Raw genomic sequence first — 15,761 nt, forward strand, 5'->3', positions numbered from 1 at the left:
GGAATCATGATGGGCAGTAGTGATTTTGAAAGCATGAGCGGAAAGGCTAATACCGACTTTCTGCACTTTCATGCCGCATTACACGACCCTATAGCACGCGCACGGGCGTGGGTGAAAGAGGCCATGGACGAAAAGGTCAGAGAGCCGAGGGCAATGGTATTAACCACCGCGAATGAACAAGGTGAGATGAGCTCAAGAGTGATGGCCATTCTTGATTTCGCGGAGCAGGGCATTTTATTCGCGACACACAGCTGTAGTCGAAAAATTCAGGACATTCAAGGTAGTTCCCGCGCGTGCGGCCATTTTTACTGGAAAGAACTTGGCAGACAATTGTCCGTCAGCGGTCACGTGATCGCTATGCCGCATGAGGTTGCTGTTGAAGTGTGGGATCAACGTCCTGTTCCATTGCACGCGATGTCAACGGTGTCGCACCAAAGCCAACCCTTGCTGGATAGCCATAAACTCCGGGCTGCGGCAGAGGAACTTGAGAATAAAGGGCCGCTTCTCTGTCCAGAACGCTTTTCTGTTTATCAGCTTATCCCTCAATCCATTGAGTTTTGGGCGTCAAGTTCAGATCGGCTGCACAGACGCCTGCGTGTTGAACGTGGGCAAGACGAATGGCGTAGTACCTGGTTGCAGCCGTAGCAGAGGGAAACCATGAAAAATTTACCGAATTTTAATGCTCATCTGAAGCACATGATGCAATGGCATTTTTCTACGCACACAGGCACGCCTTTCTGGTTGGAAAGACGGGATACATTGGATTTTGATCCGTTGACAGACATCAACACTTTCGACGATCTGGCTCGTTTTCCTGATGTCGCTGATTTGCTCCGTGATGTGCCTGTCGAGCAGCTTATCCCCCGCGGTTTGTATGATGAGAAAATAGCGGGCGTATTTGAAAGTGGGGGCACTACCGGTAAGGCTAAACGGCTTGTGGTATTCCAGTCCTGGCTTGATGAATTGGTGGCGTGGCGGCTGGATCAACCACATCTCGATGGCCAACAATCTATGGGCAATACGCTGGCGCTTATCCCAACAGGGCCTCATGTCGTCGGAGCGATCAATCGCTGTCGGGCGGCAGCCAAGGGCGGACTATTTTTTACCGTCGATCTCGATCCCCGCTGGGTTAAGAAATGTATCCAGAAAAATGATGTCGGGAGTAAGCAAGCCTATGCGGAACATATTATCGAACAGGCGGAAGATATTCTTTTTACGCAGTCTATTCAATATCTTATTGCCACACCGCCTATTCTTGAATGTATGGCAAGACGTCCCGCATTAATTAGCCGAATGAATCAAACGTTGAAAGAAATCACCTGGGGTGGGACGCAAATGGATCCTGATACCCAGCTGTTTTTACAAACGGAAGTCTTTCCTTCTGTTCCTATTAGAGCCAGCTACGGCAGTACGATGATTTTAGGTGAGGCCAAATCACGAAACGTGCCTGATATCGCCATGCCAGCGATTTTCGATAGCTTTGCTCCCTATGTTCTTTTTGATGTTCAGGACGCGCAGACACGTACCCCTGTTGCATTTGGTTCGCGTGGTCAGGTGGTTATGCATCATCTCAGCCGTTATGCCTTTTTCCCCAATATTCTTGAACGCGACACTGCGATTCGCATGCCACGAGAAGATGACTTCCCCGGCGTCGCAGTCAGTCAGGTTGCGCCGCTGTCGACGGTTGCCGGGAACGTGGTGATAGAGGGGGTATATTAATGAACGATGTCTCTCCTTCTTCACATGTGGTGACGCCTGATAAGGCCATAACCGATTATGGTATTGATGCTTCCGCATTAGGGCGCCGCTATGTTACACAACGGCGTATCTGGGTTAACGATCTGCTGGATGCTCCTGTTGCAGACATGGGCGTCGCCCCCCCTATCTATATCCACAATACGATCGATGCCATGAAGTCTGCACCGGTTTTGCCGCTGGCAGAGATTCATGCCGCGATGACTGAAGCGGCGGAACGCTTCCAGTTCGGCATACTCGAGGGCTTATCCCCCGATGAATATTGCCAACGGGTGCACCGCACCACAGGGCTACCGTCCAACGTAATTCAGGAGGCGCTAGCGTCAATTGCCAACGCATTGCGAATAATGCCCGAAACTCTCGACGTTGGGATGCCGAAAGGGGCGAGGTGGTCCTGGCGCGATCCTGATGCATTGGCAGGATGCAGTCTTTTCAGCCGTAAAGGCGACACATTTGCGGTGCTTGCAGCAGGTAATGGACCCGGTATTCACGCACTGTGGCCGCAAGCTGTGGCGCTGGGCTACCGTGTTCTGGTCAGGCCGTCATCACGGGAACCGTTCACTGCACAGCGTGTTGTTTCCGCACTAGCCATGTCCGGTCTGGAAAATTATGTCGCGTTCATTCCAACCGATTATCGCGGCGCTGATGCGTTGGTTGCCTCAACGGATTTTACATTGGCCTATGGCGGTTCTGAGATGGTTGAAAAATACCGACACCATCCGACAGTGCGAATACAGGGGCCTGGGCGTTCCAAGATCGTCGTTGGTGCGGATGCCGATCGTGATGAAGCGGTTGCCCTGGTAGCAAAATCTATGACCGATCTCGGTGGTGCTGCCTGTGTATCCACGAGCGCTGTACTGGTTGAAGGCGACGTCACGGATTTTTGTCAGCGACTACGGTTGGCGCTGAAGCATATCCCCGCGCATCGCTTGCCTCTCGGATCGGCCAACACTGTCGAGCAATTATCACGCGTATTGAGCGATAGCGTTAATCATCCGTTCGACGCGCCGCGAACGCCGTTTGGTTATCTTCTTCAGCCAGCCGTTATTGAGCTTAGCGAATCTGACGATCCACGGCTTCGGCAAGAATTTCCCTTTCCCTGCGTCTTCGTTGCGCCTTACCACGCGACGAAGAGCCTATCCATATTGGCGGGGTCGCTGGCCGTTAGCGTTTTCTCCCGCCAACGGAAACTACTCAGGCCGGTACTGGATGAACCCAGTATCAGTAATGTTTATATCGGCGCTATTCCTACAACCTGGATGTCATCACTGGTTCCGCATGATGACTATCTCTGCACATTTCTGATGTGCTGCCGCGGCGTGCGCGTGAGTTCATTCTGGGATGACGTAACCACTACAGGGGAAATACAGTGACAACACCTTATGCATTAATCTTTGGACCCGCAGACGTTTCACACATGATGGCGGATATGCAGCAACTCTATGCGCATCATCCGCAGGTTCGCACCCGGTTTGAACATATTGCCAGCGTGGCGGACGTGAGCGTGGCGGTAATTCTTCGTCAGGCACCGATTCCTGACGGTTTTTCATGCATGCAGGTCGTGTCACTCGGTTTGCTGGCCGGCATGTTGGGTATTACTGATAGCGTCGTTGCACAGCGCGGTGAACCCTGCTGTGCAGGCGGTATTAGCTTGGGTGAAGTTGCAGCGCTTTGTGCTTCCGGCGCATTGACGATCGCTGATGCGGTTGCGCTCATTCACTTACGGGTAGATCGACCAGAAACGGAGGATGAGACGGTAGGGTTCGTCCTGGCCATGCAAGAAGGCGATCGCGATTTTTACCATCAGCCGCCTGAAATGCGGATTTCGGTGGACTATGGCTTAATTCAACAAGGGGTCGGCTCGCTGCTAATGGTGTCAGGGCTTCGGCGGATGCTGGAAGGGAAAGGGCAGGAAGGGCCGGGGATGCTGGAGGTACTTCCACCTTCGCTCTGTCAATCTGCCTACCACACGCCATATCGGCAGCGCATTGCCCAGCAGGTACACGCTTATCTCGAGACGAAAAATGTGTTTTCCCCGCGTTACCCGATAGTGACGTGTCTGGATGGACTTGATGTTGTGAACGATCCCGACGGCGTAAAGGTCATGAGTGTGCGTAGCGAAACGGAGCGGTTGTCTGTGCCTGCCATGATTCAACAGATACAGCGATTAGGCGCCGTTGAGACAGTGTGTATTGGTCCTTTCCTTCGCAGCCTGAATATGGATTTTGGTATGCCTGCTTCTTTTCGGGATGAGAAATGGGTGGCTGAAATTTATCCGGCGCCGTTGGCTATTTGATCGCAAAAATCAGGAGGAACCATGTCAGGTGATAATACGAATATGACGGCAGGGAATGTTTGTCGGCGAAATAGAGAAACCGCGAATGCGGTAGAGCAGATTCTTCATGCTTTTGCGCATCACGCAGATAAAATAGCGCTAATTAACGCACAATTCGCCGTCAACTATACGGAGTTTGAACGGCTTGTTGTCTCGGTTCAACAGTCGTTGATGACGTCTGGCGTTAAAAGAGGGGATGTTATTGGGCTACTGTTATGCCGCGATCAATGGTTAGTCCCGAGTATGGTGGCGGCTCTGGCGATGGGCGTAACCTTTGTTCCACTAGACCCTGCCTATCCCTTATCCCGATTGCAGCAGTACGTTGAGGTCGCCAGACCGACGTTGCTGCTCAGCCACCCAGATAATGGCGCATTAGCACGTGAACTTCACGATAGCGTTATCTATCCCGAACGAGGCGCGGAGGGGAGTTGGGTATGTCTGGATATGCAACAGCACGATATTGCTTATATTTTGTTTACCAGTGGTTCAACGGGACAACCCAAAGGTGTCAGTATCGGGCATGAGGCGTTGGGTAATTTTCTCTCGGCGATCGGCAAGCGTTTGCACATGCAGGCCTCGGAAGTGTTTCTGGCGCACACGACGGTGGCCTTTGATATTTCGATTCTTGAACTGCTTTATCCTTTAACGCTTGGTGGGACGGTTCTGCTGGCGAGCAATAGCGACGTGAACGAGATTGATCGTCTGCTTCCACTGATAGCCAGAAGCCATTTTGTGCAGGCTACGCCGAGCTTGTGGAAGATTCTGCTGGCGACCGGATGGCGCCCTAACACCTCTGTGACGATTTTGTCTGGTGGCGAGGCACTACCATTGCCAGTGGCAAGGAAGTTGAATCAGACATGTCGGCGCTTATGGAATCTTTATGGACCGACGGAAGCGACGATCTGGACATCCTGTGAATGCGTCGAGAAAGACGCGGCCTTTATTTCTATCGGTGAACCTTTAGAAAACACACAGCTACATGTTTTGGATGAGGATCTTCAACCTGCCACAGAAGGCCAGTTATATCTATCCGGAGTTGGTTTGGCGCTGGGCTATTACGGCAATACAGAGGGAACGGCGAGTGCTTTCTTCCCCCATCCTGACAGCGGTATAAGAATCTATCGCTCAGGCGATCGAGTGCGAATGCACCCGCAGGGAAAATTGGAATGGCTGGGCAGAGGGGACGGAGAGATCAAAATCAGGGGAAATCGTATTGGTGTAAAAGAAATCGAACATGCCTTAGAAAATCTTCCTGGTATTGCGGGCGCTGTCGTCGCTGCTAAACCTTTCGCCGGGCACGGCGACGACATGCTGACGGCCTATGTGATCAGCCAGAACTCATTGTCAAAAGCGGAACTGGAGCAAGCGCTTCACAAGGTACTTCCTGCCTATATGGTACCTGATTTATTTGTGGTACTCGCCACTTTCCCTTTGCACCCCAATGGAAAATTCGACAGAAAATCGCTCCCTGAACCAACGTGGGATAACACCTTGCACCATGAAACGCATGATGGGCTCTCTGTCCATCGCAACGCACGCTTTAACGCGGTGGTAGCGATTATTTGTGACGTATTTTCGACCACCCTGGGCCAGGCCGATTTTCATGAAACAGCAAATTTTTTCGATCTGGGCGGAAACTCTGCGCTAGCGGTGATTTCCGCAGGGATGATTGGCGCCAGGCTGGAGAAAAAAGTGCCTGTTTCGCTGATTGCTGCTTTAGAAAGTCCTAAAGCGATCGCGGAAAAAATACTGTATGCCGAGCAGTAAGGTCACGTCCGGGGCAGGACAAAGCTAGCGGCACTCTGCATCATGCTTGTGCGAAGGGAGCAAAAATGAATAACGAAGAACAACTCCATGAAATATGTCATTTCATGAGTCAGGAACGCCTGTTAACGTTGAGCGCTGCGGCAGAAGGGCAAGTGTGGTCTGCCAGTTGTTTTTATCATTTCCAACAAGATGAAATGACAATGTACGTCATGAGTGATATTACCACACGCCATGCCAGTCTTATGCTTAAGGCACCCGAAGTTTCAGGGACGATTACGGGGTCTGACATTTCACTTATGCAACTGAAAGGGTTGCAATATCAGGCTGTTGCATCGCTGTTGTCGACGGAGCAGGAGGGGATCGCGCGTGCGCGTTATTATCAGCGATACCCGCTTAGCCGTGTCATGGCCAGGCCAATGTGGTCGTTAAAGTTAATAGAAATCAAATTCATGCAAAATCGTTTGGGCATGAAACGATGTATGTGCTGGCACTGTTCTACCCGGCCGGAGCGTGAATCATGAAGAAGAAAAATCTGGCTATTATTGGCGGTGGCGCAGCGGGAATGGTTGCCGCATGGCTATTACGAAATACGCACAACGTCACGCTCTTTGAAGCCAATAATTATATCGGAGGCCATGTTCACACGCAGCGAGTTGATATCGGAAACGGGATGAGTGTGCCGATTGATATGGGGGTTGAATATTTCAACGAGCGTATTTCGCCTAATGTGTTCAATATATTACAGAGATTAGGTCTGGGAAGTTATGTTGCGCCTTCCTCTTTCCATGCATACTTTCCCAGTGAGGAACAGTATTGGAGCAATGTCACATTGGAGGGCCCGTTACGTCAGGCCATTCAGGAGGAATGCAGTCGTTTCCAGCTTGGCATGTCTGAGGTGATGAGTTCTGGCGACCCTCGGTATAAAGCGATGACCATTGCGGAGTATTTAACTGAAAAAGGGTATTCTGAGACGTTTATTCATCAGGCTCTGTATCCCATGATGAGTATTTCTACGGGATGTAATGTTGATCTACGCGTATACCCACTGATGTTTTTTGCAATCTCATTTAATGCCAATCTGGTTTCGTTTTTTTCTCCAGGATACTGGCGCAAAGTTCGTGGTGGGATGCAACGCTATTTGCAGGTGCTCGCCGAGACGCTGGGAGATCACATAAAGCTTAATACGGCGGTGAAGTCGGTGAAGCCGTATAGAGGGAAGGTTCAGGTCTGCTATGGCGATCGGGATGCCTCGTTCGATGCGGTGATTTTTGCCACATCGGCGGAAGTCACCTTATCTTTACTGGTTGATCCAAAGCACAAACAACAGGAAATATTATCCCAGTTTGAATACCACAATATCACCAGCGTCGCGCACCATGATGCTGACTACCTTAATTCCGACACCCCATTACATTATTTCAACTTTCGTCAGTTTACGGGTACCCAGGCGGATCATACTCATTTATTTGGCAGTGTGACTCGAGTGAACAATGCGTTAATGGCGTACCAGAATATTACGAAACCTTTATTGGTGACGCTCGATCCTACGCATCCTATTCGCGCTGAAAAAATCGTGAAAACGTGTCATTGGCGTGCAGCTAAACAGCGACCTGCGGATTTCATGCATAAAATGCGATTACGCGAGTTACAGGGTAAAGACAACCTGTGGTTTTGTGGGGTCGATACCAGTTTAGCTGGGCATGAGGGGGCTGTCGTGTCTGGTATGGTTATCGCTGACAGGTTAGGGGCACCTTATCCTTATAAAGACGACACACTGGCGTTTATTCAATTTCGGATAACAAAAGATATTATGGGCGTAAAAACACGTCATGAAGCTTTTAGCGATGCGCTATCAGGATTGATGTTTGTTTTCGCTAAAAAGCTCGCTCTTCATAAAACGCTGTCTTATAAATTCGTGAAGGATTTCATTATGTAAAAACAGTGGCTTCCTGAGTGATCTGGTTGGCGTCGGCGCAGGCGGTCATTTATATCGTAGCGCCGTTACTTTCTTCAATAAATGTAAACCTTGCCCCGTTTTTTTGCACAAACATTGCCTACCGCCTAAATTTACAGGACTTTTGTTGGATGGAGACAACGCTATGTCCTACAGCCCGATGCTTCGCGATTCTGTTTCACACGCCGTATTACGACGATTTTCTGCTGCGCCGCATTGGCTGCTGCTTAGTGCAACGTTGCTGTTTTCGAGCCAGACTTTGGCGGCGGAACCGAAGGTGACGGAATTGCAGGATAAGTTGGATCATCCGTGGTCGTTAGCGTTTTTACCGGAAGAACAGGGGATCCTGATTACCGAACGCGCCGGGAATTTACGCTTGTGGAAAGCCGGTAGCGCGCTGTCTGCGCCGATAACCGGCGTACCAAAGGTTTTTGCGAAATCGCAGGGCGGATTATTGGAAGTCGCGCTATCGCCGGATTTTGCGCAAAATCGGCGCATCTACCTGAGCTTTGCCGAAGAGGGTAGCGACGGTAAAGCGGGAACCGCTGTTGGCTATGGCAAACTCTCCGAGGATAATAAACGCTTAGAGAATTTCACGGTCTTCTTCCGTCAGGAACCGAAGCTGTCGACGGGTAACCATTTCGGCGGCAAGCTGGCCTTTGATCGACAAGGGCATCTGTTTATTGCGTTGGGTGAAAATAACGAGCGTCCGACAGCACAGGACCTGGATAAATTACAGGGTAAAGTTGTTCGTCTGACCACGGAGGGTAAAGTGCCGTCCGATAACCCGTTTGTGAATACGCCTAACGCGCGACCGGAAATATGGTCTTACGGACATCGTAACCCACAGGGATTGGCGATTAATCCGTGGTCTGGCGCGCTGTGGGAGAATGAACACGGCCCGAAAGGCGGCGATGAAATCAACATTCCCAAAGCGGGCGAAAATTACGGCTGGCCGATTGCGACACACGGCATTAACTATTCCGGGCTGAAGATTCCAGAAGCGAAAGGAAAAGAGATCGCAGGGATGGTGAACCCCGATTTTTACTGGGAAAAATCGCCGGGGATCAGCGGAATGGCCTTCTACAATAGCGATCGTTTCCCACAGTGGAAAAACTCAGTCTTTATCGGTGCGCTGGCAGAGAAGAACCTGATTCGTCTGACGCTTGATGGCGATAAAGTCGCGTCCCAAGAACGCTTGCTGAGCGATCGCGGTGAACGCATCCGCGACGTAAGACTGGGGCCGGACGGCTACCTCTATCTGCTGACGGATCACGACAATGGCAAATTGCTGAAAGTCGGGTTGGAGTAATCAATCAGGCACCTTACGGTGCCTGTTTCACTTAAGACAGCGGGATCATGACGTGCTTCTGATACGCCGGACGTTCGGTGAGTTGCTGATACCAGCGTTCCAGATGAGGATGTGACTGCTGCTCAATGGGCATATTCAGCCAGCCGTAAGCAATACAGCCTAGCGGAATATCGCCAATGCCAAACTGTTCGCCGGATAGCCACGGTTGATTAGCCAGAACGGTATCGACAATATCGAACAGACGTTCGCATTCGGCGATGCCTTTCTGTACTAACGCCATATCGCGTTTTTCCGGCGCAACGCGCACCATATTAATGAACACCGGTCCGAAAAAGACGGCGAAGGAGGTGGCCCAGTCCATCCACTTCTCAGCACTTGCGCGTTTTCCCGCATCGGCAATATACAGCGAATCCTGACCATACTGTGCCGCCAGATAACGCACGATAGTATTGGATTCCCACAGCACCAGATCGTCGTCCCGCAAACAGGGGATGAGGCCATTCGGGTTCATCGCCAGATAATCGGCCTCATGGTTAAGACCGAATTGTCCGCCTGCTGCAATATGCTGATAAGGCAGCGCCAGCTCTTCCGCGCACCACAGGACTTTCTTTACGTTGGTCGAGTTATCACGACCCCAAATCGTTATCATACTTGCCCCTTTCTTCGTGAAGCCTGTCCCGGTTATCCGCGACAGTCGATGAGAAATAATGATATGCCTTTTTAGTCTTTATGATTTAACTTGTCATTCTTAATAATGACAGCAAGTTACATTCAGACAGGAAAGTTACACAATGACATTGACGCATTCTGTTCGCGCCGCGTTGGGCATTACACTGCTTGCCGCCGGTATGCAACTGGCCATCGCTAGCAGCGATCCACAGACGATCACGTTTGGCGTAGCACCCGGGCCGTATGGCGACATGGTGAATCTGGCCATCAAACCTGAGCTGGTGAAAAAAGGCTACAAGGTCGTCGTGCGTGAATTCAGCGATTATGTTCAGCCTAATCTAGCGCTGGCGAACGGCAGTATTGATGCCAACCTCTTCCAGCATACGCTGTATCTGGAGAAATTCGCCGCCGATAAAGGGTTAAAGATTTCCCCGTTGATTATCGTACCGACAGCCAGCATGGGCTTCTACTCGAAGAAAATCAAATCGCTGGATGAGCTGAAAAAAGGAGACGTAGTGACGCTCTCTAACGATGCCACCAATCTGGCTCGCGGTCTGCGTTTCCTGCAATCGATAGGGCTAATTACGATTAAAGCGGATATCGATCCGACCAAAGCGTCAGAGAAAGATATTCTTGAAAACCCGCGTGGGTTGGTCTTCAAACCGATGGAAGCCGCCCAGTTGCCACGTACGTTGGATAGCGTGACAGCATCGCTGGTGAACGGCAATTTCGCGCTGGCATCCGGGATGAAACTGTCATCAGCCATTAAGCTGGAAACGCTGGATGAGAACTTGAAGAACGTTATTGCCGTGCGCACCGACGATCTCGATAAACCTTTTGTTAAAGATACCAAGGCGATTGTGGAATCACCCGCGTATGCTGCGGTGATCAACGATCCGGCGTTGATGTACAGTCAGTTCCAGAAACCGGAGTGGATGCAGGCGAAAACGCCAGCGCCCGCACAGTAGGTTTCAGGTTACACAACATCGCTTTTGGCCGGTCTATGACCGGCTTTCTTCTTTTCCGCTCAGGCCAGGAGTTTGCGGATAATGATTGAGTTAGAAGGGGTTAGCGTTGACTTCTCGCAAGGGGATCAGCCAGAAAATCGCGCGGTAGACAACGTGTCGTTGCACATCCCGCGTGGTGAAATTTATGGGATTGTCGGCACCAGCGGCGCGGGGAAAAGCACGCTGCTGCGGACTATCAATCTCTTGCAGCGCCCGACATCAGGCCGTGTGCGCGTCAATGGCGTGCTCATCAGTGAATTGGCCGGGCAGCCGCTGCGGGAACAGCGGCAAAAAATCGGCATGATCTTTCAGCACTTCAACCTGATGCAGACGCGTACGGTGGCGGAAAACGTGGCATTCAGTCTGAAAGCTGCTGGGAAATCCCGTGCAGATATCGCGGCGCGGGTGCCGGAAATCCTGAACGTGGTAGGGCTGACGGATAAAGCCTTGTCGTATCCGGCGCAGCTCAGCGGCGGTCAAAAACAGCGCGTGGGTATCGCCAGAGCCATTGCCAACGATCCCGAAGTGTTACTGTGCGATGAGCCAACGTCAGCGCTCGATCTGGAAACCTCAGCCGCTATTCTGGCGTTGCTAAAAGAGATTAACGAGAAACTGGGCATTACCATCGTGCTGATTTCTCATGAGATGAGCGTGATTAAGGCCGTCTGCGATCGGGTGGCGGTGATGACGGGCGGTCGGGTTGTGGAAGAGGGCGATGTTTTTGATATTTTCGCGACGCCGCAGCACGCATTTACCCGCCAACTGGTGGCTCATACGCTCGATCTGGCGTTGCCACCTCGCTTGCTGGAGGATTTACAGGGCACCTTATTGAAAATTCTGTTCGTTGGCGAATCGGCGGAGCAACCCGTGCTGTCGGACGTTGCGACGCGCTTTGGCGTGTCGGTCAATATCCTGCACGGTAAGATCGAATACATCGGCAATCGTGCGCTAGGCATCCTCGTCGCGCTATTGACCCATCCATCTGACCCCGTAAAAGTGACGGAAGCGGTGGAACATATTCAGGTAAGAACGGCGAACGTGGAGGTGCTGCATGGCTGATTTATGGATCGATCTGGTCGCGGCGTTTGGCGAAACGTTCCAGATGGTGGGGATTTCCACACTGTTTGCCGTGATCGGCGGTTTACCGCTGGGGCTGCTGATTTACGTTACCGACAGAAACCTGTTCTGGCAAAACCGCGCCGTCTACCTGTTTGGCACCGTGCTGGTGAATATTATCCGCTCTATTCCCTTCGTGATTCTACTGGTCTTGCTGCTACCGCTGACGCAGCTTCTCTTAGGGAATACGATTGGGCCTGTGGCGGCGGCGGTGCCAATGTCGGTCGCAGCAATCGCATTTTATGCGCGTCTGGTGGATAGCGCGCTGCGTGAAATTGATCCCGGTATCGTGGAAGCGGCCGAAGCGTTTGGCGCCAGCCCGATGCGTATTATCGGCACGGTGCTGCTGCCAGAGGCGAAAGCGGGACTATTACGTGGCCTGACGATTACGCTGGTGAGCCTCATTGGTTATTCGGCGATGGCGGGCATTGTCGGCGGCGGCGGGGTGGGTGATTTGGCGATCCGCTTCGGTTATTACCGCTATGAAACCGAGGTGATGGTGATTACCGTTATTGCGCTGGTTATTCTGGTGCAGGTGGTACAGACGCTGGGCGACTGGCTGTCAAAACGTGCAGATAAGCGCGAACGCCGCTAATAGAATGTCCAACCGCTGGCACGAGGGCGTCTGCGTGACTATGTCCTCGTGCTATCCACTACTTTTCTGGTCGTCCTGCCTTCTGCATTTTCAGACATTCCTTACTTTTCCCTAAGTCCTTTTTTTATCTGCCTTTTTTGAGAAACTTTCATTTCTTTGACTATCTTTACAGAATGAACGGTTTTCATCCCATAGATGACGAGTTACCTTTATGTGTTACTAAAGTTTTCAAAACATATTGAAAATTAAGAATTTTTAACGACTGATGGATATCGCGGCGAACTCATGAAAACAACTCCTTTCCTGACCAGACTCACGTCTTTCTCTGTAGGTACGGTATTGCTTGTCGGTGTAGTGCCATTCACCTATGCGGAACAGTTGCCAGCGGTGCCGCAGATTGATGCCAAAGCCTATATCCTGATCGATCACCACAGCGGTAAAGTGCTGGCAGAAAGCAATGCCGATGAACGTCTTGACCCTGCCAGCCTGACAAAAATTATGGCGAGCTATGTGATTGGGCAGGCGATCAAATCCGGTAAAATTCGTCCGACGGATGAAGTGACTGTAGGAAACGATGCCTGGGCAACCGGCAATCCGGCACTGCGCGGTTCGTCGCTGATGTTCCTTAAGCCGGGCGACCGCATCCCTGTTTCTGAGTTAAATAAAGGCATTGTCATTCAGTCAGGCAATGATGCCAGCATCGCGCTGGCGGATTATGTCGCGGGCAGTCAGGATGCGTTCGTTAGCCTGATGAACAATTATGCGAAGGCACTTAACCTGACGAATACGCATTTTCTTACCGTGCACGGTCTTGATGCACCGGGGCAATATAGCACCGCGCGTGATATGGCTCTGTTAGGGCAGGCGCTGATTCGCGATGTGCCAGAAGAATACGCGTTGCACAAGGAAAAAGAGTTCACCTTCAATAACATTCGCCAGCCTAACCGTAACCGTCTGCTGTGGAGCACTAACCTGAACGTGGATGGCGTGAAAACCGGCCACACTAGCGGGGCGGGGCACAATCTGGTGGCCTCGGCTACCGAAGGCAATATGCGCCTGATTTCTGTGGTGCTGGGGGCACAAACGGATGCCATTCGCTTCCGTGAAAGTGAAAAACTGCTCACCTGGGGCTTCCGCTTTTTCGAAACGGTAACGCCTATCAAAACGGATGCGCCTTTTACCACGCAGCGAGTCTGGTTTGGTACCGAGAAAGAAGCACGGCTTGGCGTCGCGCAGGATGCTGCACTGACCATCCCGAAAGGACAAATGAAAAACCTGAAAGCCAGCTTCACGCTCAGTCAGCCGCAGCTTTCCGCACCGTTAACCAAGAATCAGGTTGTCGGCACTATCGACTTCCAACTGGATGGCAAGAGCATCGGACAGCGCGAACTGGTCGCGATGGAGGATATTCCAGAGGCAGGTTTCTTTAGCCGCCTCTGGGATACGGTGATGATGAAGGTGCAGCAGTGGTTCGGTGGGTTATTCGGTTAATTCCCCGCGTGGATGAACTGAATACCATTGTTGGAAAAATAGCGTAAGTAGGATTCGCTCGGTGCGCTGTCGGAAATGACTGTATCAAACAGCGTCATCGGGCCGATACAGGCGCGTTTAATCTGACCGAACTTGCTGCTATCCGCCACAATAATGATTCGTTGTGCGGTTGCCATCGCGCGTTGCTTCATACCCAGTTCGGCAAAGTTAAAGCAGGTGGCGCCCGCAGTCAGCTCAATACCCGCCGCAGAGATAAAGGCTTTATTCGGGCAGATGTTGTCCAGCTCGCTACGCTGGTTGAGCGGGGTAAAAATCGCGTTATCTGGATGGTATTCCCCGCCGCACAAAATGACTCTGCACGCCTTTTTTTCCTGTAGCGCTAAAAACGTGTTCAGGGAATAGCAAATAGCAGTAAAAGGTAATTCATCAGGAATGGCATCAATGATGAAGGGAATTGTGGTGCCACAGTCGAAAAAAACAGTATCGTTTGCTTCCACCAGATAGGCTGCGGCGGTACCGATAGCCTGCTTTTCTCTTACGTGTTTGCTCTGCTGATCGGAGACAAAATAATTCGTGACACCGTTATTCTTCAGGTCGCTAACGACATAGCCGCCGAGCAGCATGACGCTGGTGGAATCTGCATTCAGATCGCGGCGCACGGTCATTTCGGACACGCCGAGTAGCTGTGCGGCGTCTTTAAGATGGAGTTTATCGGTTTTCTTTAATGCCTGAGCCAGTCTGCCGATTCGTTCGTCGCGCCGCGTTTCCATAAAATTCCCTGCTAATAAGCTATTTTTGTTGTTAGTAGTTTCCTGCTGTGGCCGTTTCACCTGAAACAATAGCGACGCCTGAGCTAGTGCCGATGCGCGTGGCGCCTGCTTCAATCATACGCTGTGCCGTTTGGCGATCGCGAACCGCGCCGGATGCCTTGACACCCATCTCGCTGCCGACTGTGCTACGCATCAATCGAACATGTTCTTCACGTGCGCCGCCCGTACTGAAACCGGTAGACGTTTTGACGAAAGCGACATCCAACTGACGACACATTTCACACACCACGACAATCTGTTCGTCATCAAGCAGACAAGTTTCCAATATTACCTTCAACGGTATAGCGGCGCAAACCTCACGTACGGCCTGAATATCTGCTTTGACGGCAGCAATATTCCCGCTTTTCAGCCAGCCAACGTTAATCACCATATCGATCTCCTGGGCACCAGCATCAATTGCCGCTTTCGCTTCAAAAGCCTTGCTGGATGTCAGGCCTGCACCAAGAGGGAAACCAATAACCGAGCATACCTGAACCTCAGTGCCTTTCAGTTTGTCGGCCACGAAAGGGACGTAACCTGAGTTAACGCAGACGGCATAAAAACGGTGAGCGATCGCTTCATCGCACAGGGTGGTGATTTGCTGTTCGGTGGCATTGGCTGCTAACAGTGTGTGGTCGATATAGCGTGCGTAGTCAGTCATGGTTAATCCTCGGTGATATCGATAAGAAATCAGATAGCGTGATTATGACACTCAATGATTTTCATGTCACAAAAATAACAATAAAATTAAATTTTGTTATTTTAATAACAAAAAAGAAATCAATGTAATACCTGTGATGGGGAGGATGAGAAAGTGGGGGGAAGCGTATAAAAGAAAACGCCCATCGTTCTTGAACCTGAAAGGCGGGAACGATGGGCTCCTCAATAAGGGGAATCAAAGAAAAGCAGTGGCACTTATTCAGACTTTAAGGCAAAGAAAAAGTTCTGGTT

At 51.1% G+C, this 15,761-nt stretch carries 15 protein-coding genes; 12 read left to right on the plus strand and 3 right to left on the minus strand.

Features of this window, described 5'->3' with window-relative positions:
* Positions 1–6: 6 nt before the first annotated feature.
* The 8 genes from KKH3_RS07720 to KKH3_RS07755 all read left to right on the plus strand — a co-directional run bounded on the left by KKH3_RS07720 (position 7) and on the right by KKH3_RS07755 (position 9,123).
* Positions 7–645: a pyridoxal 5'-phosphate synthase gene (locus KKH3_RS07720; RefSeq protein WP_052201317.1), complete on the plus strand. Its 639-nt coding sequence runs from the start codon at positions 7–9 to the stop codon at positions 643–645.
* Positions 646–657: 12 nt separating this feature from the next.
* Positions 658–1,719, plus strand: a complete 1,062-nt coding sequence (locus KKH3_RS07725; RefSeq protein WP_039357748.1) for a phenazine antibiotic biosynthesis protein — start codon at positions 658–660, stop codon at positions 1,717–1,719.
* Positions 1,719–3,128: an aldehyde dehydrogenase family protein gene (locus tag KKH3_RS07730; protein WP_080756524.1), complete on the plus strand. Its 1,410-nt coding sequence runs from the start codon at positions 1,719–1,721 to the stop codon at positions 3,126–3,128. Before KKH3_RS07725 ends, KKH3_RS07730 begins: the two co-directional genes overlap by 1 nt.
* Entirely contained in the window at positions 3,125–4,051 is a 927-nt protein-coding gene (locus tag KKH3_RS07735; protein WP_039357751.1) for a hypothetical protein, read from the plus strand. The genes KKH3_RS07730 and KKH3_RS07735 overlap by 4 nt, the downstream gene beginning before the upstream one ends.
* A gap of 21 nt (positions 4,052–4,072) precedes the next feature.
* The gene (locus KKH3_RS07740; RefSeq protein WP_052201318.1) at positions 4,073–5,857 is read left to right on the plus strand and encodes a non-ribosomal peptide synthetase; all 1,785 of its coding nucleotides are present in this window, start codon (positions 4,073–4,075) and stop codon (positions 5,855–5,857) included.
* A 65-nt stretch (positions 5,858–5,922) separates the two neighbouring features.
* Positions 5,923–6,378 (plus strand): PNPOx family protein, encoded by a 456-nt coding sequence (locus KKH3_RS07745; protein WP_039357754.1) that lies wholly within the window; start codon positions 5,923–5,925, stop codon positions 6,376–6,378.
* On the plus strand, positions 6,375–7,793 hold the full coding sequence (locus KKH3_RS07750) for an FAD-dependent oxidoreductase (RefSeq protein WP_072034514.1): 1,419 nt from the start codon (positions 6,375–6,377) through the stop codon (positions 7,791–7,793). The genes KKH3_RS07745 and KKH3_RS07750 overlap by 4 nt, the downstream gene beginning before the upstream one ends.
* A 163-nt stretch (positions 7,794–7,956) precedes the next feature.
* Positions 7,957–9,123 carry a PQQ-dependent sugar dehydrogenase gene (locus tag KKH3_RS07755; protein ID WP_039357757.1) on the plus strand — a complete coding sequence of 389 codons (1,167 nt, stop codon included), beginning with the start codon at positions 7,957–7,959 and terminating at the stop codon, positions 9,121–9,123.
* A gap of 31 nt (positions 9,124–9,154) precedes the next feature.
* Here the strand turns inward: KKH3_RS07755 and KKH3_RS07760 are convergent, their stop codons facing one another.
* Positions 9,155–9,772 (minus strand): glutathione S-transferase family protein, encoded by a 618-nt coding sequence (locus KKH3_RS07760; RefSeq protein WP_039357760.1) that lies wholly within the window; start codon positions 9,770–9,772, stop codon positions 9,155–9,157.
* 142 nt (positions 9,773–9,914) lie between these two features.
* Here KKH3_RS07760 and KKH3_RS07765 point away from each other — a divergent pair, with 142 nt between their 5' ends.
* The 4 genes from KKH3_RS07765 to KKH3_RS07780 all read left to right on the plus strand — a co-directional run bounded on the left by KKH3_RS07765 (position 9,915) and on the right by KKH3_RS07780 (position 14,001).
* On the plus strand, positions 9,915–10,760 hold the full coding sequence (locus tag KKH3_RS07765) for a MetQ/NlpA family ABC transporter substrate-binding protein (protein ID WP_039357762.1): 846 nt from the start codon (positions 9,915–9,917) through the stop codon (positions 10,758–10,760).
* 81 nt (positions 10,761–10,841) lie between these two features.
* Positions 10,842–11,858: a methionine ABC transporter ATP-binding protein gene (locus tag KKH3_RS07770; RefSeq protein WP_039357765.1), complete on the plus strand. Its 1,017-nt coding sequence runs from the start codon at positions 10,842–10,844 to the stop codon at positions 11,856–11,858.
* Entirely contained in the window at positions 11,851–12,510 is a 660-nt protein-coding gene (locus KKH3_RS07775) for a methionine ABC transporter permease (protein ID WP_039357768.1), read from the plus strand. The genes KKH3_RS07770 and KKH3_RS07775 overlap by 8 nt, the downstream gene beginning before the upstream one ends.
* Positions 12,511–12,795: 285 nt before the next feature.
* Complete coding sequence (locus KKH3_RS07780; RefSeq protein WP_039357771.1) at positions 12,796–14,001, plus strand: serine hydrolase; 1,206 nt, start codon at positions 12,796–12,798, stop codon at positions 13,999–14,001.
* Here the strand turns inward: KKH3_RS07780 and deoR are convergent.
* Both deoR and deoC read right to left on the minus strand, forming a co-directional pair.
* On the minus strand, positions 13,998–14,771 hold the full coding sequence (gene deoR / locus KKH3_RS07785; RefSeq protein WP_039357774.1) for a DNA-binding transcriptional repressor DeoR: 774 nt from the start codon (positions 14,769–14,771) through the stop codon (positions 13,998–14,000). The genes KKH3_RS07780 and deoR overlap by 4 nt on opposite strands.
* Positions 14,772–14,802: 31 nt before the next feature.
* The gene (deoC, locus tag KKH3_RS07790; protein ID WP_039357778.1) at positions 14,803–15,471 is read right to left on the minus strand and encodes a deoxyribose-phosphate aldolase; all 669 of its coding nucleotides are present in this window, start codon (positions 15,469–15,471) and stop codon (positions 14,803–14,805) included.
* Positions 15,472–15,761 lie beyond the last annotated feature (290 nt).

Source organism: Pectobacterium actinidiae (genome assembly GCF_000803315.1).
Taxonomy (GTDB): Bacteria; Pseudomonadota; Gammaproteobacteria; order Enterobacterales; family Enterobacteriaceae; genus Pectobacterium; species Pectobacterium actinidiae.

Excerpts from the sequence above, each read along its gene's own strand:
- KKH3_RS07750 (WP_072034514.1), top strand. The coding sequence starts at position 6,375 with ATGAAGAAGAAAAATCTGGCTATTATTGGCGGTGGCGCAGCGGGAATG.
- deoC (WP_039357778.1), bottom strand. The coding sequence starts at position 15,471 with ATGACTGACTACGCACGCTATATCGACCACACACTGTTAGCAGCCAAT.
- KKH3_RS07730 (WP_080756524.1), top strand. The coding sequence starts at position 1,719 with ATGAACGATGTCTCTCCTTCTTCACATGTGGTGACGCCTGATAAGGCC.
- KKH3_RS07770 (WP_039357765.1), top strand. The coding sequence starts at position 10,842 with ATGATTGAGTTAGAAGGGGTTAGCGTTGACTTCTCGCAAGGGGATCAG.
- KKH3_RS07765 (WP_039357762.1), top strand. The coding sequence starts at position 9,915 with ATGACATTGACGCATTCTGTTCGCGCCGCGTTGGGCATTACACTGCTT.
- KKH3_RS07740 (WP_052201318.1), top strand. The coding sequence starts at position 4,073 with ATGTCAGGTGATAATACGAATATGACGGCAGGGAATGTTTGTCGGCGA.
- KKH3_RS07775 (WP_039357768.1), top strand. The coding sequence starts at position 11,851 with ATGGCTGATTTATGGATCGATCTGGTCGCGGCGTTTGGCGAAACGTTC.
- deoR (WP_039357774.1), bottom strand. The coding sequence starts at position 14,771 with ATGGAAACGCGGCGCGACGAACGAATCGGCAGACTGGCTCAGGCATTA.
- KKH3_RS07780 (WP_039357771.1), top strand. The coding sequence starts at position 12,796 with ATGAAAACAACTCCTTTCCTGACCAGACTCACGTCTTTCTCTGTAGGT.
- KKH3_RS07720 (WP_052201317.1), top strand. The coding sequence starts at position 7 with ATGATGGGCAGTAGTGATTTTGAAAGCATGAGCGGAAAGGCTAATACC.
- KKH3_RS07760 (WP_039357760.1), bottom strand. The coding sequence starts at position 9,772 with ATGATAACGATTTGGGGTCGTGATAACTCGACCAACGTAAAGAAAGTC.
- KKH3_RS07725 (WP_039357748.1), top strand. The coding sequence starts at position 658 with ATGAAAAATTTACCGAATTTTAATGCTCATCTGAAGCACATGATGCAA.
- KKH3_RS07745 (WP_039357754.1), top strand. The coding sequence starts at position 5,923 with ATGAATAACGAAGAACAACTCCATGAAATATGTCATTTCATGAGTCAG.
- KKH3_RS07755 (WP_039357757.1), top strand. The coding sequence starts at position 7,957 with ATGTCCTACAGCCCGATGCTTCGCGATTCTGTTTCACACGCCGTATTA.